At 61.0% G+C, this 23082-nt stretch carries 23 protein-coding genes; 11 read left to right on the top strand and 12 right to left on the bottom strand.

What is annotated here, in order from left to right; all coding sequences use genetic code 11:
• Positions 1–115 precede the first annotated feature (115 nt).
• The 3 genes from B5525_RS20130 to B5525_RS20120 all read right to left on the bottom strand — a co-directional run bounded on the left by B5525_RS20130 (position 116) and on the right by B5525_RS20120 (position 3727).
• Entirely contained in the window at positions 116–1177 is a 1062-nt protein-coding gene (locus B5525_RS20130; protein ID WP_079567554.1) for an ABC transporter permease, read from the bottom strand.
• A complete protein-coding gene (locus B5525_RS20125; protein ID WP_079567553.1) occupies positions 1174–2700 on the bottom strand; it encodes a sugar ABC transporter ATP-binding protein in 1527 nt (508 codons plus the stop codon). The genes B5525_RS20130 and B5525_RS20125 overlap by 4 nt, the downstream gene beginning before the upstream one ends.
• Before the next feature lie 61 nt (positions 2701–2761).
• Complete coding sequence (locus B5525_RS20120) at positions 2762–3727, bottom strand: sugar-binding protein (protein ID WP_079567552.1); 966 nt, start codon at positions 3725–3727, stop codon at positions 2762–2764.
• Between the two features lie 245 nt (positions 3728–3972).
• Between B5525_RS20120 and B5525_RS20115 the strand changes: the two genes are divergently transcribed.
• Together B5525_RS20115 and B5525_RS20110 are read left to right on the top strand one after the other, a co-directional pair.
• On the top strand, positions 3973–5235 hold the full coding sequence (locus tag B5525_RS20115; protein WP_079567551.1) for an ROK family protein: 1263 nt from the start codon (positions 3973–3975) through the stop codon (positions 5233–5235).
• A gap of 77 nt (positions 5236–5312) precedes the next feature.
• Positions 5313–6071, top strand: a complete 759-nt coding sequence (locus tag B5525_RS20110) for an SDR family NAD(P)-dependent oxidoreductase (protein WP_079567550.1) — start codon at positions 5313–5315, stop codon at positions 6069–6071.
• Between the two features lie 404 nt (positions 6072–6475).
• On the opposite strand, the gene B5525_RS47870 is transcribed toward B5525_RS20110, so the two are convergent.
• The 4 genes from B5525_RS47870 to B5525_RS20090 all read right to left on the bottom strand — a co-directional run bounded on the left by B5525_RS47870 (position 6476) and on the right by B5525_RS20090 (position 10076).
• Positions 6476–6730, bottom strand: coding sequence for a hypothetical protein (locus B5525_RS47870; RefSeq protein ID WP_154073330.1), 255 nt, complete (start codon positions 6728–6730; stop codon positions 6476–6478).
• A 407-nt stretch (positions 6731–7137) separates the two neighbouring features.
• Complete coding sequence (locus B5525_RS20100) at positions 7138–7956, bottom strand: tripartite tricarboxylate transporter substrate-binding protein (protein WP_244567969.1); 819 nt, start codon at positions 7954–7956, stop codon at positions 7138–7140.
• A gap of 195 nt (positions 7957–8151) precedes the next feature.
• Entirely contained in the window at positions 8152–9480 is a 1329-nt protein-coding gene (locus B5525_RS20095) for a Rieske 2Fe-2S domain-containing protein (RefSeq protein ID WP_197687939.1), read from the bottom strand.
• 32 nt (positions 9481–9512) lie between these two features.
• The gene (locus tag B5525_RS20090) at positions 9513–10076 is read right to left on the bottom strand and encodes a MarR family winged helix-turn-helix transcriptional regulator (protein ID WP_079567547.1); all 564 of its coding nucleotides are present in this window, start codon (positions 10074–10076) and stop codon (positions 9513–9515) included.
• A 172-nt stretch (positions 10077–10248) separates the two neighbouring features.
• Between B5525_RS20090 and B5525_RS20085 the strand changes: the two genes are divergently transcribed.
• The gene (locus B5525_RS20085; protein ID WP_338075295.1) at positions 10249–10482 is read left to right on the top strand and encodes a hypothetical protein; all 234 of its coding nucleotides are present in this window, start codon (positions 10249–10251) and stop codon (positions 10480–10482) included.
• Between the two features lie 263 nt (positions 10483–10745).
• Here the strand turns inward: B5525_RS20085 and dinB are convergent, their stop codons facing one another.
• The 4 genes from dinB to B5525_RS46415 form a co-directional block, all read right to left on the bottom strand.
• Positions 10746–11993 carry a DNA polymerase IV gene (dinB, locus tag B5525_RS20080; RefSeq protein ID WP_079567546.1) on the bottom strand — a complete coding sequence of 416 codons (1248 nt, stop codon included), beginning with the start codon at positions 11991–11993 and terminating at the stop codon, positions 10746–10748.
• A gap of 484 nt (positions 11994–12477) precedes the next feature.
• Positions 12478–12792: a YdhR family protein gene (locus B5525_RS20075; protein WP_079567545.1), complete on the bottom strand. Its 315-nt coding sequence runs from the start codon at positions 12790–12792 to the stop codon at positions 12478–12480.
• Positions 12793–12979: 187 nt separating this feature from the next.
• The gene (locus B5525_RS46420) at positions 12980–13444 is read right to left on the bottom strand and encodes a LysR substrate-binding domain-containing protein (RefSeq protein WP_244567968.1); all 465 of its coding nucleotides are present in this window, start codon (positions 13442–13444) and stop codon (positions 12980–12982) included.
• A 21-nt stretch (positions 13445–13465) separates the two neighbouring features.
• Positions 13466–13882, bottom strand: coding sequence for a LysR family transcriptional regulator (locus tag B5525_RS46415; protein WP_244567967.1), 417 nt, complete (start codon positions 13880–13882; stop codon positions 13466–13468).
• A gap of 156 nt (positions 13883–14038) precedes the next feature.
• Between B5525_RS46415 and B5525_RS20065 the strand changes: the two genes are divergently transcribed.
• Genes B5525_RS20065 through B5525_RS20035 form a run of 7 tightly spaced genes read left to right on the top strand, consistent with a single transcriptional unit; the run spans position 14039 to position 20184 of the window.
• Positions 14039–15259 (top strand): amino acid ABC transporter substrate-binding protein, encoded by a 1221-nt coding sequence (locus B5525_RS20065; RefSeq protein ID WP_079573588.1) that lies wholly within the window; start codon positions 14039–14041, stop codon positions 15257–15259.
• A 25-nt stretch (positions 15260–15284) separates the two neighbouring features.
• Positions 15285–16151 carry a branched-chain amino acid ABC transporter permease gene (locus B5525_RS20060; RefSeq protein WP_079567544.1) on the top strand — a complete coding sequence of 289 codons (867 nt, stop codon included), beginning with the start codon at positions 15285–15287 and terminating at the stop codon, positions 16149–16151.
• Positions 16148–17083: a branched-chain amino acid ABC transporter permease gene (locus B5525_RS20055; protein WP_079567543.1), complete on the top strand. Its 936-nt coding sequence runs from the start codon at positions 16148–16150 to the stop codon at positions 17081–17083. The genes B5525_RS20060 and B5525_RS20055 overlap by 4 nt, the downstream gene beginning before the upstream one ends.
• A complete protein-coding gene (locus tag B5525_RS20050) occupies positions 17076–17825 on the top strand; it encodes an ABC transporter ATP-binding protein (RefSeq protein WP_079567542.1) in 750 nt (249 codons plus the stop codon). Before B5525_RS20055 ends, B5525_RS20050 begins: the two co-directional genes overlap by 8 nt.
• The gene (locus tag B5525_RS20045) at positions 17818–18549 is read left to right on the top strand and encodes an ABC transporter ATP-binding protein (protein WP_079573586.1); all 732 of its coding nucleotides are present in this window, start codon (positions 17818–17820) and stop codon (positions 18547–18549) included. Before B5525_RS20050 ends, B5525_RS20045 begins: the two co-directional genes overlap by 8 nt.
• Before the next feature lie 48 nt (positions 18550–18597).
• Entirely contained in the window at positions 18598–19353 is a 756-nt protein-coding gene (cnbZ, locus tag B5525_RS20040; RefSeq protein ID WP_079567541.1) for a 2-amino-5-chloromuconate deaminase CnbZ, read from the top strand.
• A 12-nt stretch (positions 19354–19365) separates the two neighbouring features.
• Positions 19366–20184, top strand: coding sequence for an aspartate dehydrogenase (locus tag B5525_RS20035; RefSeq protein WP_079567540.1), 819 nt, complete (start codon positions 19366–19368; stop codon positions 20182–20184).
• Between the two features lie 377 nt (positions 20185–20561).
• Here B5525_RS20035 and B5525_RS20030 read toward each other — a convergent pair.
• A protein-coding gene (locus B5525_RS20030; RefSeq protein WP_425305276.1) for an IS3 family transposase occupies positions 20562–21739 on the bottom strand; the annotation gives its coding sequence in 2 pieces (ribosomal slippage) (positions 20562–21448 and positions 21448–21739; 1179 coding nt in all).
• A 33-nt stretch (positions 21740–21772) separates the two neighbouring features.
• On the opposite strand from B5525_RS20030, the gene B5525_RS20025 reads away from it, so the two are divergent.
• Positions 21773–23059 (top strand): hypothetical protein, encoded by a 1287-nt coding sequence (locus tag B5525_RS20025; RefSeq protein ID WP_079567539.1) that lies wholly within the window; start codon positions 21773–21775, stop codon positions 23057–23059.
• Positions 23060–23082 lie beyond the last annotated feature (23 nt).

Below are 23082 nucleotides of genomic sequence, written 5' to 3'. Positions count from 1 at the left end.
CAGGCTTTGTGTATTTCTGCCTCACGTCCCTGCCCAAAGCCCTTGAGCCTGGAACGTGCTCCCTCCCCAGCAGCCGCCGACGAAGCGGCCTCGTGTCAACTGGAGCCTGGATCTGTCATGCCTGATCGCCCGTTCTCGCCGGCAACGCGTCCGCGCCGCGCGATGATGCGCCCTGCTGTCCTTGCACAAGTGTTGGTCTCGGCGCCGTGCGGGCGAGGCCGGCCAGCGCCACTTTGCGCCGCCGACGGGCCTGCAATTGATGATCCGCCAACACGCCGATCAGAATGACCGTCCCCATCACCGCGAAGTTCAGGGAATTGGGGATGCCCAGGATATTGACGAGGTTCTGGAGCACCTGCAGCAGCGCGGTCCCCAGTACGATACCGAGAATAGAGCCCTCGCCGCCGCGCAGGCTGCACCCGCCCAGGACGGCAGCCGCGATCGCGTAGAGCTCGTAGAAATTGCCGAAGGAGCTCGGAGAGACCGAGTTCGTGTAGAACACGAACAAGACCGTTGAAACTCCGGCGAGCCCGCCGCTGATGATATAGGCGGTCGCGATCACGAAATTTGTGCTGATGCCGGAGAAGCGCGCCGCTTCCTCGTTTTTGCCGACGGCATAAAGCCAGCGCCCGTAGACCGAACGGTGCAGCAGCACGCCGAGGATCAGCGCAAGGATGATCAGGAGGATGAAGGTGTTCGGGATGCCCGCGACATTGCCCGAGGCGATGTTGCTCAGTGTCCCGGCCTCGTCGCCGTAGCCGAAGCCGCGTGTCGAATCGGTCGTATAGTAACGGGCGGCGCCGCGATAGATCAGCAACCCGCACAGCGTCACGATGAACGGCTGCATTTTCAGCCGGGTGATCAGGGAACCCTGGATGCCGCCCAGCGCCAGCCCGCCCAGCAGCACGGCCAGCAGCGCGAAGGGCCAAGGAATCTCATAGGTCGTCAGAAGGTCGACGAATACGACGCCGAGCAGCGCGAACATCGAGCCGAGCGAAAGGTCGATGCCGCCGGTGATGATCACAAGCCCCTCGCCAAGCGCAAACACACCGAAGAGGCCGATCAGATTGGCCATGTTCAGCAGGTTCACCAGCGACAGGAAGGCCGGATTGATCGCGCCCGTGATGGCGGAGATCACCACCAGCAGCAACCCCAGGCCGAGTTCTTTTTTGATCATGGCGCAGCCGCTTCCACGGTTTCCAGCGCCTGGCCCATTGCTAGCCGCAACACGTTGTATTCGCTGAACTGCGGGCGCTCGAGCACGCCGCTGACGCTCCCTTCATGCATCACCGCCACCCGGTCGGAAACGCCGATGACCTCCTCCATGTCCGAGGAGATCATCACGATCGCGACGCCCTGGTCGGCGAGTTCGCGCATCAGCGCGTAGATCTCGCCCTTGGCACCGACATCGATGCCGCGGGTCGGCTCGTCGAAGAACATCACGCGCGGCTGCATGGAAAGCCACTTGCCCAGCACGACTTTCTGCTGGTTGCCGCCGGAGAGCGTCACGGCCTCCATATCGATACTCGGCGCCTTTATGGAGAGGCGCCTCACCTGCTCTTTCGCGACCTTGCGCTCGGCCGCCCCGCTGACCAGCCACATCCGCGCATGATTGAGCAGGCTCGCCAGCGTCACGTTCTCCCGGATCGGCAGCTCCAGCACGAGCCCGGATTTCTTGCGGTCCTCCGGCACCAGATAGATGCCTTGCCTGATCGCGTCCCGCGGCGACGCAACATCGACCGGTGCGTTGTCGATCCTGATCTCGCCACCCAGCAGCGGGTCAATGCCGAAGGCCGCGCGGGCAAGAGAGGTGCGGCCAGCGCCCACGAGCCCCGCCAGGCCGAGGATCTCGCCATGCCCCACGGAAAGATCAACCTGCCGGTCGGGAAAGGCGGTGGTCACGAGGCCGATGATGTCGCAGCCGCCCGGCTGCGGCGGCCGTTTCGGCGGTGTATGCAGCGCTTTCAGGTCGCGGCCGATCATCAGCCGGATCATTGCGGCATGGCTTAACTCGTCCCGCGCCAGCTCCCCAACTGTGCGCCCGTCGCGCAGCACCACGACGCGGTCAGCGCAGGTCATGATCTCGCCGAGCCGGTGCGAGATATAGATCACTGCGATGCCGTGCGCCTTCAGATCGGCAATCACCTCCAGCAGCCGTTCAGTCTCCGAAATTGTCAGGCTGGAGGTCGGCTCGTCCATGATGATCACGCGGGCGTCGATCGAGAGCGCCTTGGCGATCTCCACCATCTGACGCTCGGCGATGGACAAATTGTCGACCAGCGTGTCCGGGGTGAAATCGGCGCCCAGCCGCTCCAGCAGCGGCGTCACGCGGGCGCGCATCTCAGTGTTGTTCACCAGCTTCAGCGGGCCGCCGACAAGCTTCTCGCGTCCGATGAAGACGTTCGCGGCGACATCGAGATTCTCGAACAGATTCAGTTCCTGATGCACGAAGGCGATGCCGGCCTGCGTCGCCTCGTTCACCGTCATCCGGGCTTGATCGTTGCCGCCGATGCGGATCACGCCCTGGCTCGGCGCGATCACGCCGCCCAGCACGCGCATCAGCGTCGACTTGCCGGCGCCGTTCTCACCGATCAGGCCCAACACCTGGCCGCGGTAAACGCGCAAGCTGACATCGTCGAGAGCCATGACCCCGGGATAAGATTTGCTGATCCCGGCGAGTTCGAACAGGATTTCCGCCATTCGCTTCCTCCCGCACGACGCCCGGCGGCTGTGGCAGCCGGGCGTCGAAAGGCGCTGAAAGTCACTTCTTCAGCAGGTCCTTCAGATTTGCGGTGAAGTCCGCGACGTTGGCCTTGCTGATCACCTTGGTCGGCACGATCAGCTTGCCGCCCGCGGGGATCCAGGACTTGTCGCCGTTCAGCGTCTTGATGATGTTGGTGGCGGAGAGATAGCCGAACTCGTATGGCTGCTGCACGACCGTAGACTCGATCGTGCCGTCGGAAACGCCCCGCAGCGTGCGCTGGTCCTCGTCGAAGCCGACGATCTTCACCTTGCCGGCCTTGCCCGCCGCCTTGACCGCGTCATAGATCAGCGGGGTCTCGTAGCTCCAAAGGCCGGACAACAGCGCAATGTCGGGATATTTGACGAGCACGTTCTCCATATTCGCCTTGGCCTTGGCGAAGTCCACCTGGTCGGTGAACACGTCAACCAGTTCGACCTTGGTGCCGGCGATCGCTTCCTTGATACCCTGCACCCGCTCGCGGGCATTGTCCGCGTCCATCGTGCCGACGAACAGTGCGATCTTGCCACCGTTCGGCAGCGCCTTCTTGATCTCCTCGCCTGCTTGCCGCCCGGCCGCGACGTTGTCGGTGCCGATATAGGCGAGACGATTGCTCTGCGGCGCGTCGCTATCGGTGGTGATCAACACAGTCTTGGCCGCAACCTTGTTGAGCTCTTCGGTTGCGTGCGGCGCATCGTCTACGGAGATGGAGATGCCGGCGATGCCGCGCACCAGCAGGTCGTCCAGCTCGCGCCGCTGGCCCGCCGCCGTTCCTTCGTTGGTGACGATCAATTCGATATTGTATTCCGCGTGCTCCTTCTGCGCCTTCTCAAGCCCGCGACCTGCGATGGTCCAGAAGTCGGCCGCGACGTTGGTCACCAGCGCGATGGTCTTTTTCTGCTGGGCCTGCGCCATCCCCGTGGCCATCGCGAGCGCAGCGGCGGTCGCGAGCAGCGGCACCATCAATTTCTTCATTGATCCGTTCATGTATACCTCCCTTGGTCAGCCCGCATGTGGGCTTCACAGCGCTTTTGCGCCGTTATTTTATTTATGTAGCGAAGAAATGTCGCATCCGATTCAGGATGTACTTACCCCTTTTTCAAGCCTAGATAGTACACAAGGTACAATGATAGTAAATATGGCCCACCACAAACGGTCTTCGACTGTGCTTTTTCGATCACACTACCGTCACATGCGTCTATTAATTTCACTCATAAAATTAAAGAGGCAACATGATTGACCAGGCTGAGCCGCCCAGACGTGTCTCGAACATGGCCCGCGGATCAAACCGCGGCCGCCTCGTCGAAGTCCTACGACGTCAGGGGCCGTTGCCGCGCGTGGAGCTTGCCCGCAGTACAGGGCTAAGCTTCCCCGCCATTTCGGGCCTGACGTCGAGACTGATAGCGGACGAGCTGCTGTGCGAGACCGAGACCGCGGCAACCTCGTGGTCCGACGATACCGACGAAGAGGATGCGGACGGGTTGAATAGCCGTCGCCGTGGCCGACCGGCCGTGCTGCTGACCCTGAACCCGGAGTTTGGGCGCATCATCGCAGTCTCTGTACGCATGAACCTGATTGAGACGCTGATCGCGGATTTCAGGGGCTCCGGCTTGGCGCAGTCGCGACTTGCGCTCCCGACGCGCGCTCTCGATGCAGGCGCGCTGTGCGATCTCGTGATCGCTCAGATCAATGCGATGCTCGATGCGACGGCGACGCCGCGCCGTCAGCTGTTGGGAATCGGGATTGCGCTGCAAGGCATCGTGAACGCCGACACCGGCTGGACGCTGTGGAGTCCGGCGCTGTCGATCACCGACGTCGATCTGGCGACGCCGACGCGTCAGGCGTTCGGGGTCGAGGTCGTGATAGCGAACGACGCCGTCGCAGTTGCACTCGCCCTCACAGCCGCTGAACCGGCATTGGCGCAGGGCCTCTCAGCCACGATCATGGTCGGTCACGGCATCGGGATGGGCGTCGTCGTCGACGGTGAAGCGCGCTGGGGCGCGGGCAGCGAGATCGGCCATGTCAAGTTGGCGCCGGATGGTCCGCAATGCCGCTGCGGCCAGCGCGGCTGCATCGAGGCCTATCTTGCCGACTACGCGCTCTACCGCGACGCCCGCACCTTTCTCGACCTGCCGCCGGCCGACTCGCAGCAGCCGTCCGAGGCGCAGATGGCTCTGCTGCGCGAGCGCGCACTGCGCGGCGATCCCCGCCTCGAGCACCTGTTCCAGCAGGCAGGCCGCGCGCTTGCAGAGGCTGTTGCCGCAACGATCTCGGTGCTGCGCCCACACCATGTAATCCTGGCGGGCCCCGGCCTGATGGCATTTGACATGATGCGGCGCGCCTATGAGGCGCGGCTCGAGCAAGCGGTGTTGCCATGGCTGCTCAAGTCCACGGCGATCTATCTGCGTCCAAGCGAGTCGGCGGCCATTGTCGACGGCATGGTGCGGCGGACGCTGCGGGTCGTGGACCGAAACCAGATGGAAGCGACCGAGTGAACACCGAGAGCGGCGGCTTTTGTTTGAGCCGCAGCATCGCAACCAACGCCGTTCAGGCACAAACTGAGAGAATGCCAATGCAGGGCGCCATCTATCCAAGCCTCAAGGACCGGACTGTATTGGTGACCGGCGGTGGTTCCGGCATCGGCGAAGCCATCGTTCGCCAGTTCGTCGGCCAAGGCTCGCGGGTCGGTTTCCTCGACATCGATCTGAAGGCCTCAAAGCAGTTACTGGCCAGCCAGCCGGCGCATGCCAGCGTGCACTTCGAGCACGCCGATCTGCGCGACATCGGCGCCTTGAGACGCGCGATCGCCGGCGTCCGCGAGGCGTTCGGGCCGATCACCATCCTGGTCAATAACGCGGCCCGCGACGACCGTCACGCGATCGAGGACGTCACGCCGGAATACTGGGACGAGCGGATCGCCATCAACCTGAAGCATCAGTTCTTTAGTGCCCAGGCGGTTGCGCCGGACATGATCCAGGCAGGGGGCGGTTCGATCGTCAACATGGGTTCGGTGAGCTGGGTGATCGGTCAGGGCAACATGCCCTGCTACACCACCGCCAAGTCCGCGGTTCAGGGCCTAACCCGTGCGCTCGCCCGCGATCTTGGGCCGAACAACGTGCGGGTCAATTCCATCCTGCCCGGATGGATCATGACCCAGCGGCAGCACGATCTTTGGTTGACGCCCGAGGGTGAGGCCGAACTCATGCAGCGCCAATGCCTAAAGCGCAAGCTCATGCCGGACGAAATCGCCCGCGTCGTCCTCTTCTTCGCGGCCGACGACAGCGGCGCCTGCACCAATCAGAACTACATCGTCGATGGCGGCTGGGCCTAATCATAGCCGATGTGACGGCAAGGGTCGAAACCGGCCAGTCTGACCCAACAGATCATAACGCAGCGTATTTAGGCCGATTCGTTGGTCCTCACGAGCGGCAGCTTTCGCGAGCTTCATCACAACGAATGCCAGCCAGTTCACCGCGATCGGATCTGGACCGTCCGCGACGGAGACAGCGAGGTTGCCACAGGATTCTTTGCGAGCGAGGCTGAGCGAAAGCCGCCGAAGACGCCTCGTGAAGTATATTACCTCGAAAGTACCGCCCCCGTCGCGTCCGCGGCATTGAAGACATCGACGTCGCCGATGCACCGACAATCTATCACGCTCATCCCGAGGCGATTTACATCAAGCGGGCTCTCCTCAATCTGGTTTGGACCGCAAGCTGTCAACCGAAGCGGGCAACGTTACGCCGCACACTTTAAGGCACACGGATGCGATCTGGCTGATACAGCGTGGCGCAGATCCGTGGAAAGCCGCTGGGTTTCCAGGGATGTCGGTCGAGGCGGCGCCGGACTCGGATGCCGAAAGCCATCGAAATTGGCATAGACGTCACGAGCGCGCATCTGCGGGTGCTCGGGCGCCTCGTCGATCGTTAATACCGGCGCAAGGCAGGCGTCGCGCCCCGCGGCAACCGCCACCCATTCATCCCGCGTCCGCATCGCGAAGATTTGCGCAAAAACGTTCGCGCATCGCGGACCATGCCGTGCGGTCGCTCAGGTCTGGAAGATTTTTACCGTCGAGGCCCATCACCCTGAGGAAGTTGGCGTAGAAATGCGGCTCAATGGCTCCTATTCAAAAGATGGATCAGCCACGACATATGTCCAATCTCGATTCTTGATTGGCTACGCAGGCCTCGGACCTGAAACCAAATCCTGATGAGCAAGACCTCAGCCATCTCAAATTGCTATTTCAGGCGGTCGCTTGGTGTTGCCCTACGAAGGCAAAGGTCAGACGTTCAAATCGTGTCGAGTGCGCCATTCCGTACGAAACTCGGGAATGCCAAAGACAGCCGTTTCCGCACGCGACGCGGCGTCGGGCGCGCGGCCGTTCGTCGCAGCGAGCGCGCTTAATCGGCCCTGATGCCGGCCGCCCTGATGATCGGCCACCATTTTTCGATCTCGGCCCGTTGCAGGGCGGCGAGCGCCTCGGGTGTTTGCTCTTCGCGCGGCACGATCTGCTGTCCGAGCTCGGCCAGCCGCTCGCGTACCGCAGTTCCGGCGAGCGCACCCACGGCGGCGGCGTTGAGCTTGGCGATGATATCCTTCGGTGTGCCCTTGGGGGCAAACAGCGCACTCCAGACAGAACAGTAGAACCCGGGTAATCCGGCCTCGTCCACCGTTGGAATGTCCGGGGCTGCCGCCAAGGGGCTGTTGCCTGTTACCGCATAGGCCTTGATATTGCCGGTGCGAACCTGCGGCAGGGAGGTGGTCTGGTCGGCGAACACCAGGTCGATCTGTCCGCTTACCAAGTCCTGCATCGTCGGAGCAGCGCCCCGGTAGGGCACGAACCGGAAATGCGTGCCGGTGGCATGTTGGAAAAACACGCCAAAGACATGCTGCGGGCTGCCCGCGCCCGAGGTCCCGGCCGCCGCCACGTCCGGATTGGCCTTCAACCAGTCGATGAGACGCTTGAGGTCATTTGCCGGCATGGTTTTCCGGGCGACGATAATTTGCGCGTTTCGCGACATCAAAAGGATGGGTTCGAAATCATTCACGACGTCATAGGGCAGCGCGTAGATCGCGCCATTCACAACATGCGTGCCCCAGAATCCGGTGACGAGTGTGTAGCCGTCGGGCGCCGCGCGGGCGACCCGGCCGACGCCGATGTTGCCGGCCGCACCACTTACATTTTCGATGATGAGTGGTTGGCCGAGCGTTCCCCGCATCGATTCCGCCGTGACCCGCACCAGCGCGTCAATCGGCCCGCCCGCCGCGAACGGAACGACAATCGTGATCGGCCGCGCCGGAAAGATTTGCGCGTTTGCACTTTTCGAGTGCGTCGAAAGTGCGGCAGCAGCTCCTGCCCACTGCAGAAAGCGACGGCGCGGAAGCTTCATAGCGACCTCCTGTCGCCCGAGTACTTAAGCGGCCTGACGCGGCACCTGCGGGCGCACCGCGGCGGCGAGCTCTTTGGCATAGATTTCCTGCCAGGGGCTCTGGTCTTCGCTGGTGAAATAGCCGCTGCGCGCACCCCGAAACACGTCTGCGTCCTCGACGCCGGGCGGCATGGCGCCGCTTTCGCGCAGCGCGCGCGCCGCGAGCAGCAGGCGGCGGCGCGTACGCGTGACCATCTGGTCCGAGGGTGCAAGATGCTCGAAGTCGTGCTGGGTGATCGCGCCCATGCTTTCGGTGACCGCCTGGTCCTGCAGATGGATGTTGTCAATGCCGCTGTAGATCGCGTTGGTCCGCTGGGCGTCGCGGTCGATGCGCCAGTCGTTGCTCTCGTTGGCTGCGAGCCGCCAGCGGCCAAGCCAGTCGGTGGTGTCGGGCAGAAATTCGAGATCGGGCCGCGCGCCGCCGAGCGGCTTGAGGCCCTTGAACAGCGGGCGCGGCTGCGCCGGCAAGGCCGAGCCGTGCTTCCACCACAGATAATAGAACATCGTGTGGTGGTCATCGAGCGGCACCCAGGCCCGCGCATGGACCAGCCTTCCAAATTCGCCCTGCGGCTGCTGGGTCCAAAATGGGAATAGAAAGTTCGCGAAACGCCAATAGACGCGGCCCGGCCCGGCGGGACGATAGGCGGCGTACTGCGTTCCCCACGGGCTGTCGGCGACATGGTACTCGGGCGCGCGGTTCGTGACCGCGTGGCGGATCGGGTGATCCTCGGGCAGCTCGTCGGGGTCGATGTGGCCGGCATGCAGGAAGCCGAAATGCGAGGTATCGATGTCGCCTTCGAGCGCCTGCAAATAATTGCAGTCGCGCTGGATGCACGTCACGCCGATCTCGGCTTCGGGCACCAGTAGCGTTTCCAGCGCCGGCATCGGCGGCGCCTTCGCCTGCGCGCCCATATAGGCCCACACCAGCCCGGCGCGTTCGATCACCCTGTAGGCCTTCGCTCTCACCTTCTGCTTGAAATCCTGTGACGGTGGCACGCTCGGCATATCGACGCAGTTGCCCTCGGTGTCGAACTTCCAGCCATGATAGACGCAGCGCAAGCCATGCTCCTCGTTACGTCCGAGGAACAGGGAGGCGCAGCGGTGCGGACAGCGGTGATCCATCACGCCAACGCGCCCTGCGCTGTCGCGGAACGCGATCAGCTTCTCTCCGAGCAACATCAGGCGAAGCGGCGCGCCGTCGCGCGCGAGTTCCGAGGACAAGCAGGCCGGAATCCAATATTGCCGCATCAACTCGCCCATCGTGGCCGCGGGACCAACCCGGGTCAGCTCGGTGCCTTCAAGTGTCGTTGTCATCGCGTCCTCCTGCTGCATCCGCTGGAGCATCCTCACGCGTTGCTGGATGGCATCTCCGCGGCTGAAATCGTCGCGCCGCGCTTCCGACGCGCCGCGCCTGGTCGGGCGTAGGATTCATTCGCCTTGATGATCTGGACGAGCTGATCGAGGAAGCGCTCGCGCTCGTTAGGCGCCAATGGTGCGAGGATCCGGCGCTGACCGGCTCGCATCGCAGGGCGCAGCCGCTCGTGCAGTTCGTTTCCGATCCGGGTCAGCCGCAATAAGCGGGCACGCCGGTCGGCGCCGTTGATCCGGCGATCGATCAGACCTCGCTTTTCAAGTTGCTCGACCAGAACGCTTGCGCTGTTGCGATCGACGCCGAGGCGGGCTGCGAGGCTGTTTTGATCGACGTCCGCTTCGTCGTTGAGATTGGCAAGGACAGCGAACTGCAGCGGCGTCAAGTTCTCGCCTTCCAGGGTCTCCGCGGCCACGGCGAGGCAGATTTGTACGAAGCGGCGGGCCAGCGCAATCGGAACGCGCCGGATCGGTGCGCCTCCGCTCCAGGTGACGACCTGAACCGGGCGATCTGCGGTGATTGGACCGCGGCGGCGCGCCATTGCTCACCTTAGATGTTCCTTATTATGATCATCATAATTATGATAATGACACCCGTCAAGCTATTCGAACGGCCGAACAAGTCTGCGCCGTTTTTCCTGTCTAGAGAGTCGCGGGGTTCCCTCAATTGGAACCGGAACGCTGCGAACACATGCGACGCTGGGGAGTGGCAAGGTGACGCCGCATCGCCATACGGCGGCGACCTGGCTCATGCAGCGCGGCGTACCCGTGTGGGAGGCCGCGGGCTTTTTGGGCATGTCAGCCGAGATGCTGCTGGGAACCTATGGCCACCATCAACCGGACTTCCTCAACGGCGCGGCAAATGCCATTACTTCCAAACACCGGGTTTCGGTGGTTGAATCGGTGGTTGACCTTGAACATGCTCGGGAAAAAAGGCAAAAAGCCTAATGAAATCATGGTCGGAGTGGCAGGATTCGAACCTGCGACCCCTGCGTCCCGAACGCAGTGAACATCTTCTAAGTTGTTGATTTTTCTTGTCATAGCAGATCATTCCGTCACGTTTTGTTCACGGTCGTTTCACCCAATTCGTTGCGATTTCGTTGCGGCGTTCTCAGGCAGAACGGCGCTCGTTGCAGGCCTAAGCATCTAGGACGCACGTCGCGCTCGCTGGCCCAGATTTTGCCGATGTATGTTCCGTGACAGGTGGACGTTCACAGATCCTTTTCGGCGAGTTCTCGAAACTCGTCGGGAACCGAACGAGGGATGCCCAGCGCCACCGAACCGTATCCAATAGCATCCCATCCGAAGCGATCGCGGATCTTATCGATGGCACGGTCGGCCGTCCAACGTGCCATGCCTATTTTGCTGCCGGGGCGGCGCGGTTCGTCTTGGAGTCCAAGCGGAAGTTCCAGCTCCAGATCCCAGTGCTCCTCGAGATGCGACACAGAGATAGCCAGAAGCGAGATGGTCTTCTCGTTGGCGTGTTCTGCGAGGACTGCACGTACCAACTCCTCGGCAAGCTCGGCGAGGATCACGGTCGCGGAGATTGGCGCGTCGAGCGTTACCGAGCGAGTGACTGAGTTCAGATTGGCGAAGCGAACGCGGACCGTCACGGTTCGGCCTGGCCTGGACTTGGCCCGGAGCCGGGTGCCGATTCGGTCTGCAAGGTGAAACAGGGTCGGTCGAAAAACTCGTTCTTCGGCAGGCTTCCTGCCAATCGCCGACTGCGCTCCTGCGGATTGGGCTCGTCGGTGAGTGTTGATTTCTCGGGGATCGCGATTCCACGCTAGCGCTGCGAGTTTCTCTCCTGCCGCCGAACCTAGCAACCGCTCTAGCGACCATCCTGGTATCTTTGCCAGCTGTCCGATAGTCAGCACGCCGATCTCGGCCAGCCGCGCCTTCGTGACCGAGCCCACTCCCCACATCAGTTCGACAGGCAGATGGTGAAGAAATTGCAGCTCAGTGTCAGGATCGACAACCACCAGCCCGTCGGGCTTGGCCACTTGCGAGGCAATTTTTGCCAGATGCTTGGTGCGCGCTACACCGACCGAGATCGGAAGGCCTAGCTCCGCCCGCACGCGTTGGCGGATCGCCCTCGCAATTTCGTCAGGCGGACCGAAGAGATGGGTGCAGCCCGCAACATCGGCAAAGGCCTCGTCGATGGAAATCCGCTCGACGAGCGGCGTGAAGTCGCCGATCACCTTAATGGCGGCGTCGCCCAGCCGTTGGTATTCCTTGAAATGCCCGCTGACAAAAGTGAGTTGCGGACAGAGCTCGCGCGCTTGCCGTCCCGGCATGCCGCCGCGGACCCCGAAGGCCTTGGCCTCGTAAGAAGCGGCAAGCACAACCCCACTCCCGACGGCGATGGGTTTGCCGCGCAACGAAGGGTCAATCAGCTGCTCTACCGAGGCATAGAAAGCATCCAGGTCCGCATGGAGGATGGTGGCTGTCGTTGCCATCCCGACCGTTCGCCCGTGACTCGCCGATAGAACATAATGAGAACACGGGCAAGAAGTGTCAAGCGTTCCGTACGTGATCGCACGAACATCAGTCCTGACAGAAAGCGTGGCTTCTTTCACATTCTCGTTTTGCGCTTAGCGCTGAGCGATTTCAACGCTCGACGTGGGTTTACAGTGCGCTCGGAGGGCGGTCACTTTTGTTGCGATGTCAATGGGTTGCGGGGATGGGTAAAGACTTCAGGTGCAGTTCGCTCGTAGGTGCCTTTCTGCCTTTCAGGCCTATCCACAAGGTGAACCATGTCGAGCGCGACGCCGTGGCCGGGGCGCCGCGCCTTGCCATCGAACAGACCACCTGCCCTCCGAAGCTGGACCGGTTACCCGCATACTCCCTTTAAAACTCAACGTTTTGTAGTGAACGGCATGTAATTTCGCGTCTCAGGCACAGCTGGGCCACGTTTGACAGCGTTCCCTGCAGACCGTTCGCTCAGTCGAGCGCCCCTGCGATGCCGGTGGCCTTGTCAGTGAGTGCGACGGTTTCGAAATACTGGATCGTCGGATCGTTTCCGTAGCGCGCGAGAATCCCATCACGCCAAGGGCCATTGTAGAACGCCTCGGCTGCGACCTGGCTTTCCCACATATAGACACCGCCGGCGACGCTGCCGTCCTTCTGGCAGATGAATTGCTTTCGGACGAATCCCGGCGCTTTCAGGAAGTCCGGCGCGATGCTGATAAAATGAGCGCGGCATTCCTCAAGGCCGATCGTGTCCGGTAGATTGTAAAGGACAATGGCAGTGATCATGGGCATCATTCCGTTTCTTCACGCGGCGGCGATAACCAGATGAGCTTGCCGAATCGCTGGACTGACGGCAAGTGCGGTGGTCGGCCCCGACAGAATACCGTGCGCCCAACGACAATGTTGCGCAGCAGCCAAAGGATTAAAACTGCGTCGAGCCTACCTTCGTCGCGACGGCTCTGATTGATCGTGCCTAGTTCTCCGATTTTCCCATCTTCTGGATGAGTCGGTCGGCGACTAGTCTGGTTGAAGGTGACGTGCTGCGCGCGGCGAGTTGAACGAGCGTCACTTGCGTCGCTTCCAACCGCTTGTCGCGCAGCGGAATCGCTTGCAGCTTCCCGGCAATGATCGAGGGCATCGCCGATACCATGGGCAGGAAAGTCGCCAGCTCAGTTCGAGCGACAATGCTCTGCGCGAAAGCCAGCGAATTGGTTTCGCTGCAGATTTCCAGGCGGACATTGGCCTGTGCGAAGGCTTTGTCGATCTCCTGTCGGATTCCGAAGGAGGCGTCCGGCACCACCACGCGCAGACCAGCAAGATCCTTGACGGTGCACGACTCCCTGCCAGCCATTGGATGGCATGGCGCAACGATGAGACAGAGCGACTGCCGCATCCGACCCAGTTCGATCAGGTCACGCCGTGGGGCCCGGCCGAACACGAATCCGAGATCAACCTCATTCTAGCTCACCATCTCCGCGACGTCGCGCGATCCAACTACCGTGACTGAGACAGAGATGCCCGGATGTTCTTGATGGAGATCGACCACGAAATCTGACAAAAAACTCGCGACGAGGCCTTCAACAGTCGCAATCTTAACCTGGCCCCGGCGCACCGAGTCGAATTCTTCGACTTTGGTGCGCAGTCCGTCGAGCAGGTTGCGGTTCTCGATTGAGTATCGATAGAGGACGTGGCCCGCGTCGGTGAGATTCATCCCGCGCGCGCCACGCTCGAACAGTTTGACCGAAAGCTCCTCCTCAAGTCCCTGAACTTGGCGACTAATTGCGCTGGGAGCGATCCGGAGCGAAGCAGCCGCCAGTTTGATCGAACCGCATTCGGTGACAACACGAAAATATCGAACGGCGGTGGATTCGATCATCAAACTCCCCTTGAACGCTCTGCCCATGAAATGGGCTGGCACTGTCCAGCGGTCTAATTTTTAGAGCGCTTGCTTCTAATTTCAATGCTTTTATTCGAACGGCTGATTTGCAATGCTTCGACCGGCTAAAGTCGTAGCCCCTAGATGGAGATCTCGATGGTTCATCCCTGGCTCGCCCGCTTCGCTTACGTCACAGGCTCGTTGCTGCTGGCGGTGGTCAGCCTGACCAGCGCCTCGTCACTCGCTCTCGCTGACGACGTCATTCGCTTTGGCGCACCCTTGCCGATTACCGGACCTCTGGCGCCGGAGGCGACGAAGCAACAGCAAGGCTACGACCTCTGGGCCGAGGAGGCCAACAAAGCCGGCGGTGTCGCTGTCGGAAACAAGAAATACAAGGTCGAGATCGTCTACGTTGATTATCAGTCGAATACGCCACGCGCGGTGCAGGCGACTGAGCAGATGATAACCCAGGACAACGTCAACTTCATGTTTAGTCCGTTCGGCTCTGGTGCCGCGAAAGCGGGCAGCACGGTATCCGAGAAATATAAGATCCCGACGCTGGCAGCCACGGCCTCGTCGGCGCAGGTCTATGACCAAGGTTACAAATATCTGTTCGGCACCTTCACGCCAAATGACACCCTCACCACGCCACTGACCCAAATCATTAAAGCCAAGGCGTCCGGTGTGAAGAAGGTGGCAATTCTCGCGCGCAATGACCTGTTCCCGCTCGCGATCGCCCAGGAAATGGAAAAGTCAGCCAAGGCGAATGGCATCGAGGTCGCCTATTTCGAAAAATATGCCATCGGCACCTTCGACCATTCCGCGACACTGTCGCAGATCAAGTCGCTGGCGCCGCAATGGATATTTGTGACCGGCTACACCAACGACCTGCTGTTGATCCGCAAGCAGATGGTCGACCAGCAGATGAAGGCCGACGTGGTTACAATGATCGCAGGCCCGGCCTATCAGGAATTCATCGAATCCGCTGGCGCAAGCACTGAGAATATTACCAGTGCGGCATGGTGGCATCCCGCCGAACAATATGACGGCAAGGATATATTCGGGAAGACCTCGAACTTCGTAAAGCTGTTCAAGGCCAAATACAACAGCGAGCCGGACTACGGCCAGGCCTCGGCAGCACTGTGCGGGGCACTGTTTCAGATGGCGATCGAGAAAGCCGGTTCGCTCGATCGCGATAAGGTCCGAGACGAACTTGCCAAGCTCGACGTCGTGACGTTCTTTGGCCCGGTCAAGTTCGGCGCCAACGGCCAGATCAACTCACTTGAGCCGCCAGTCTTCCAGATCCAGAATGCGAAGCCTGTCGTGCTGTTTCCGGAGGCGATCAAGCAGGGCGAATTCCAGCTCGGCGTAAACTGAGGCTCCCGCCCAGCGAGGCATTCGGATGCTGGCTATCCAGGTCCTGATCAACGCCATGGTCCTGGGTTGCCTCTACGCCTGCATCGCGATCGGATTCTCATTGGTCTGGGGCGTGCTCAACGTCATCAACCTGATCCACGGCTCATTCATCGTGCTCGGCGCCTACCTTGCGTTCGGCGCCTATCAATGGGCTGGAATCTCACCATGGTATGCATTGGTCATCGCGGCACCGTTGTTCTTTGCTTTCGGCTACCTGCTGCAGCGGCTATTGCTCAATCGCGTCATCACCGCCCCGGTGCTGGTGACGCTGACTCTGACCTTCGGGCTCGATTTGATCCTCAACAATGCTATGATCTATTATTTCAAGGCGGATTATCGCAAGCTAACGATAAGCCCGCCGACGGGATCGGTCTCGCTGTTCGACGTGGTCGTCCCGGTTGACCGTCTGATCGCCACGGCATCCGCGCTGGCGCTCACCGGCCTGCTGTATCTGCTGCTGCGGCGATCGAAGGTCGGCCGCGCCATCATCGCGGTCCGGCTCGATCGCGACGCGGCGGTGTTGATGGGCGTCGACGTCAAATCGATCTATGCCATCGCCTTTGGTCTCGGCGCCGCATTGGCTGGCTGTGCCGGAGTGCTGATGGCACTGATCTTCCCGATCTCGCCCCTGACCTCCTCGGCCTATCTCGGCAAGGCCTTCGTGGTCTGCGTGCTCGGCGGCCTCGGCAGCGTCTCCGGCGCTTTGGCCGGCGGATTGCTGCTGGCGCTGGTGGAGGGCGTGGGCTCGACGCTGTTTGGGCCGGCGCACGCGACCACGCTGTCGTTTGTGCTGCTGATCATCTTTCTGGTGGTGCGACCGCAAGGGCTGCTCGGCCGAAAGGGTTTCGAATGACCCGGACCAATATCGCCTTGCTGGTTCTGATCGGCTGCGTCGCAGCGTTGCCGCTGTTCGGCGGCGCCTATGCACTACGCGTCGGCACCATCGCCTGCATGTATGCGATCTTCGCGCTGTCCTGGAATATCGTCGGCGGTTTTGCCGGCTATCCCTCGTTCGCGACCGCGGCGTTCTTCGGCCTGGGCTCCTACGCCACCGCCATCCTGATCAATATGGGCACACCGTTCTCGCTCGCGGTGATCACGTCGATGCTGCTCAGCCTCGTGCTCGCCTCCGCGCTCGGCGCGGTGCTGCTGCGGCTACGCGGCCATTATTTCGCGATTGCCAGCCTGTCGCTGGTCGAGGTCTTCCGCGAACTGGTCAACAATGCCACGGATCTGACTGGCGGTGGTATGGGGCTGAACATTCCGCTGGCTTCCGGCTCCGGTATTCTTGCCGATGCGACCTTTTTTTTCTTCGCAATGTGGGGATTGCTACTGCTGACCGCGGTGGCGGTGATCGTCGTCTCAAGCTCCAAGCTCGGCTTTGGACTGAACTGCATCCGACAGAACGAGACAGCCTCCAACATGATCGGCCTCAACGCCACGCTCTACAAAAGTGCCGCGTTCGGTCTTTCGGCGTGTTTCGTCGGTGCTGCTGGCGGCATCTACGCGGCCTGGGTGCATTACATCGATCCATCCGACGTGTTCGACATTCTGTATTCGGTGAAACCGATCGTGATGGCGCTGATGGGCGGTTTGGGATCGCCGCTCGGCGTAGTCTGCGGCGCCTTCGTCTATCTCGGGCTCGAGGAGGTGGTCTGGCGCAACTATATCCAGGTCCACTCGGGCGTGCTCGGCGCGCTGATCATCATGCTGCTATTGTTCCTGCCGCATGGGCTGATGTCGCTGCGCGCCGGCATGTTCTGGCGGAGAGCCAAACATGTCTGAGATTCTTCACCTCAGCCGCGTTTCGCGCCACTTCAGCGGCTTGCAGGCGCTGCGCGAGGTCACGCTGTCGGTGAGCAAAGGCGAAGTGCTCGGCTTGATCGGGCCGAACGGCGCCGGCAAGACGACCCTGGTCAATACCATCTGCGGCGTGACGCCGGCCAGTTCCGGCGTCGTCACCTTCGACGGACGCGACATCACCCGGATTAAGACATATCAGGGCGCGCGGCTCGGGCTGTCACGCACGTTCCAGATCGTGCAGCCGTTCGCCGAGTTAAGCGCACTCGACAATGTCGCGGCAGCCGCCCTGTTCTCGCAGCATGGGGAAAGCCTAAAATCCGCCCGTGAAGAAGCCCGCGCGCACCTTTCCTACGTCGGCCTCGATGCCCAGGCCGATCAATCCGCCGCAACATTGACGCTGGCGATGCGCAAGCGGCTGGAGCTTGCGAAAGCGCTGGCGATGAAGCCAAAGCTGCTGTTCCTCGACGAGGTCAATGCCGGCCTCAACAGCGCCGAGGTCGAGCGTGCCACGAAGCTGATTCATCAGCTCGCGGCGAGTGGGATCACCATCGTGATGATCGAGCACCTGATGAAGGTGGTGCTCAACGTCTGCACCCGTATCGCCGTTTTGCACAACGGGTCGCTGATCGCCGACGGCGAGCCACGCGACGTGATCAAGAATCCGGCCGTGGTCGATGCCTATCTCGGCCAGCAATACGCGCAACGGAATGCCGCCCGTGGCTGATCCCCTGCTTCTGGAACTGAATGGCCTGTGCGCCGGCTACGGTGAGATCCAGGTGCTGTGGGGCATCGACATGGCGGTGCGCTCCGGTGAGATCACCGCGCTGATCGGATCCAACGGGGCCGGCAAAACAACGCTGATGCGAGCGCTGTCCGGGCTTATCCCGATGCAGTCCGGCAGCTATCGCTCCAACAGCGAGGATCTCGCGACTGCCTCCGCGGCGCAAATCCTGAGCCACGGCATCGTGCATGTGCCGGAGGGCCGCCGGCTGTTTGGCGCCATGAGCGTCGAGGATAATCTCCTGATGGGCGCCTACTCCCGCAAGGTAGCGCGCGCCAAGCTGACACGCGACCTTGACCGGGTCTACACTACCTTTCCGAAACTGCGTGAGCGCCGCGACCAGGCCGCCGCGACCTTGTCCGGCGGCGAACAACAGATGTGTGCGATCGGCCGCGGCCTGATGAGCGCGCCGCAACTCTTGATGATCGACGAATTGTCGCTTGGCCTGTCACCGCTGCTGGTCGAGCAGTTGGTCGCGGCACTGCGTGCACTCAATACCGAGGGGATGTCGATCCTGCTGGTCGAGCAGGACGTCACCACCGCGCTCGATCTCTGCCATTCCGCCTACATCATGGATATGGGCCGCATCGTGCGCACCGGACAAGGTGCGGAACTGCTGGCCGATCCGATCATTCGCGACGCCTATCTCGGCGTGCTCGAAGAGTGAGCGTCGCCATCAGCCGAAATCGCTTTTCACTGTGTGCAAGGAGACAACATGATCGAGACCGTAGAAGCACCCGACGGCGGCTATCGCTTCATGCCCGGGGTTAGCCAGTATTCCTGCGGCGTCGGCGCGCTGCCGGGCTTTGCGCTGCAGCGCGTGCGGTTCTTAAGGATGGTGCCGCTGAAGCAGGGATTTGCGAAAATCGCCGAGATCATCAAGCAGGCGGGCCGACCGCTGACCTCGTTCGCCGCCTGTGAATTACGCTCTCCGGCGCCATTCACCGAAGATGGTTTCAAGGCCTTTAACGAAATCTACATCAAGACCCTGATCGAATGGGGCGTGATGAAGGACGGCATCAATCCCGTGGCGCGCAGTAACGTGTGTCCGAAACTCGATCCACCAACGGAACCCGGATTCCATGCCTTTACCTTCACCACTGTAGCCGAGAATGCGCCAGCTTCCTTTGTGGTCTCCGGCAGCGGCGAATCGGTCGAGGGCAAAGCGAACTACCACGACCATATCGTCCGGTTCGGCGATACCAGTCCGGCCGGCATGCTGGAGAAGGCCAAGTGGGTGCTGGCTGAGATGGAACGCAGGATGAGCGCGTTCTCCGGCAATTGGAGCCAGACCACCGCAGTGCAGCTCTACACCGTGCAGGATATCTACAGTTTTCTGGAAAGCGAGCTGGGCAGGCGCGGCGTGTTCCGCAACGGTTTGACCTGGCATTTCGATCGCCCGCCAGTTGTCAATCTCGAGTATGAGATGGATTGCCGCCGTGTTTATATCGAGCATGTGTTCGATATCTGAACGGGGGCGGCGATGTCCAGACGAGGGGTAGAATTGCGCGTGGCGGTGGTCGGCTTGGGCGCAATCGGGCGTGCTGTCGTCGAGGCCCTCGATCGCGGGATCGACGGAATAATATTGACGGCGGTGTCGGCGAACCATCCCGCGAAACACCGCGCCTTCCTTGCAACCTTGTCCCGCGTGCCGCCTGTATTGCATATCGAGGGTCTCTGGGAGGTCGCTGACATCGTGATCGAGTGCGCTCCAGCAGCCCTGCTGCGCTCCATTGTTGCGCCGTTCGTCAGCAAAGGCAAAACCGCGATCGTGCTCAGCTCCGGCGCGCTACTCGAACATTGCGATTTGATCCAGATAGCGAAAGCGAACAGCGGCCAAATCGTGGTGCCGACGGGCGCGTTGATAGGGCTCGATGCCGTGACAGCCGCTTCGGAGGGCAACATCCGGTCAGTGCGGATGGTCACCCGGAAACCGGTGAAGGGCCTCTCTGGCGCGCCCTATATCGTCGAACACGGCATCGACATCGAAAACATCACCGAACCCTTGAGGATCTTCGACGGCACCGCGCGTGAAGCGGCAAAGGGCTTTCCTGCCAATCTCAACGTTGCCGTCGCGCTCTCGCTGGCCGGAATTGGGCCGGACCGCACCCGGCTGGAAATTTGGGCCGACCCGACCCTATCTCGCAATATCCATCGCGTCGAGGTAGACGCCGATTCAGCCAGCTTCTCGATGTCAATCGAAAACATTCCTTCGGACAATCCCAAGACCGGTCGGATCACCGCACTCTCAGTGATCGCCTATCTGCGCAAGCAGCGATCGGCGCTCAGTGTTGGAACCTAACCATCCGTCAAAAGGAGAGACCGCAGAAATCAACACCCTGCCGCGCTGGCTGGATTAAATACCGTTTCGGCCCCAGACTCGGACGTCTCCCGACGATTGCAGCAGAGCTTTGCCTTGACGCGATAGACCGCTGCCCTCCGAAGCTGGACCGGCGAGACAGCTAAGCCCTGCAAAAACAAGCTTGTGATAGCGGCCGGCGCGTCATTTTCATGCCTGAGGCACGACCGGGCCACATTCGACCACGACGGCCTGTCGACTGCAGCCCTAAACGACGGGTGAGCAAGATCATGGCGTCCGCTCGCAACATGGCGGGCACTTTCCAGGGCGTGCCGCCGCAGGGTCATCGCTTTGATCTTCCCCCGAAAAAATGGACAAGGTTAAGCTGCTTTTAGCTCCATCTCGATCGGGCTGATATATCCGATGGCCGAGTGACGCCGCGTTCGATTGTAGAAGCCTTCAATGTAAGCGAAGATATCACGTCTGGCTTGCTCCCGTGTTGCATACTGCCGGTGATGGACGAGCTCGATCTTGAGGGTGTGAAAGAAGCTCTCCATCGGGGCGTTGTCATAGCAGTCGCCTTTACGGCTCATCGAAGCCTTGAAGCCGGCGGACTGCACCATTTTGCGATACTCCGCCGAGGCATATTGAACGCCCCGATCGGAATGGTGGATCAGGCCGGCACTAGGCCGCTGCGCTGAGATTGCCATCCGCAAAGCCGCCAATGGCAGGTCGGCGCGCAAATGATCCGCCATCGCCCAGCCGACGATCTTGCGGCTGTACAGGTCCATGACGGTGGCCAGATAGAGCCAGCCCTGAACAGTCTCGACATAAGTGATGTCGGCGAGCCAGATCTGGTTCAGCGCGGCGGCGCTGAAGTTCCGCTCGAGCAGGTTCGGGGCGATCGGGAAGTCGTGACGGCCGTCGGTGGTGCCCACCCGCCGTGGCCGCGCCATGATGGCCCTGATCCCGTGACGGCGCATCAGTCGCTCGATGCGACCGCGGCTCGCCCCGCGGCCCTGGGCCCTCAGCTCGGCATGGATGCGCGGGCTGCCATAGCGTCCGCACGCCTCGCGGTGGACCCGTTCGATGTCGTCGATGAGCGCACGATTGGCTATGGATCGCCGGCTCTCCGGGCGCGCGCGCCAGGCATAATAACCGGCCGGCGAGACTCCGAGTACCTCGCACAGGATCGTCACCGGGTAGTCAGCGCGGCGATCTTCGATGAAGCGGAATCTCATGTCCGCGTCCCAGCAAAGATCGCGATCGACTTTTTTAAAATGTCGCGCTCCATGCGCAGCCGCTCGTTCTCTCGCTGCAAACGAGCGATCTCCGCCGCGTGGTCCGCCGACGGCAGCGTCGCCTGCGTTGTGGGGCGCCGCGCCGCCGCCGTCGGCTCCAGCCCGGCCCCACGCTGCTCCACCCAGCGCCGGGGTACGGAATCGCGCAGGCCAAGCTCCTTGGCCACCGATCCGATCGAGCGGCCGCTCGACGCCACCAGATCGACCGCTTGCCGCTTGTAGTCGTCCGTAAACGACCGGCGTTGACGTGCTTCCATCCGACACCTCCTAGCTCCACGAGCCTACTACAGGTGTCCATCAATTCGGAGGAGGTTCAAGGCCTCCAAGCCACTGAGAATTTTAGCTTGGGTCATGATGCGCTTGCGGCCTCGCTGTTTCGTTGGAAGGAATCTCGGGAACGACTCCTAGAAGCGCGTAAGCGCTATAGACATGTCTTAATTATTTGCGTGACGATAATGTTCGCGCTCCTGTCTGGGGTCGTTCTTGGGGGCGCGCAATGGGTCTACATGCGAAGACAGGCTGCCAACACCATAAATGCATACACGGAACGTGAGCCACTTCTCGACGCACGCATAAGATTGCTCTTATTGCTGGCAAACTGGAAGCAATCCGATGGTATCGCTAGAAGATTGCTACCATTTAACGAAACGCGTAAGAGGTTAGAAGATGTCTTGGTGCAAGCACCGCGCGATATGCTGTCAGCCGATGCCTTCGGCTTGAGCAAGGATGGTTTGCATCTTTCTATCCTAAGAGGCGCCACGGTACTGCTCGCTGAAGTTGGAGAAGCTCACCAGCAAGTGTTGGTGGGTACTGTGGGAACGCCGGAAAAGCCTCCGAAAACTGAGCTTAGCAATTCTTGGCCGAGCGTTGGATTCGTTGCAGGCCTGGACGCACCGGTTGCTTACAAGGACGGCCAATTCACGGTGTGGTCGAGCGGCAGCAAGAGGGTATTTAATATCGACGAACTTATCAAAATCAACGATGTCCAGGTCACGCCCTTCGTCGAAATCGCCGGTGGCTTCATACGGATCACCACGTTCGACAGAGGAAAAATGCACTTTGCGGACCTCCGTTATGAACCGAGCAGCGATTCTCTTAAACCTCAACCTACTATTGACTTGGACAACCCGGGATCCATCTGGCCGACCTATTCCGATTTTTCCGATCTGATCTCGGTGATTCGTGGCGGCACTCAACCGAATCAATTGGACATCCTTGTTCGCTCTCGTGTTGACAACAGCAAAGCGAGCAGGATGCAATTGCCCTCGGTTCCTCGGGAGAAATCGACCAACGGCTCGACTACCGTCGAAGACACTCAATTCCTTAAGTCGATTAATTTTTCGAACAACGACCAATCTCTCATTGTGCGCGATACATTAAGTCGTTTGACCATTTTTCCACTCGTCAATGGCCAACTAGACAGACCAACCTCACTTACCATACCTGATTTGGCTGCCACGGACCTAGTAAGACCGAGCTGGTTCGCTTTGCGCCCAGTTGGGGCCGCCGTAAAGCTCGGTGATGAATGGCGTGTATCGTGGTTGAGCGTTTCGCAGGCGAGCGTTATGGAATTTTGAATGGGTGCGGCACAGCAACAGCC

Source organism: Bradyrhizobium erythrophlei, assembly GCF_900129505.1.
In the GTDB taxonomy this organism is placed as follows: Bacteria; Pseudomonadota; Alphaproteobacteria; order Rhizobiales; family Xanthobacteraceae; genus Bradyrhizobium; species Bradyrhizobium erythrophlei_D.
Note: the sequence above shows the minus strand (reverse complement) of the source record. Positions and strands in the feature narration are given on the sequence as shown.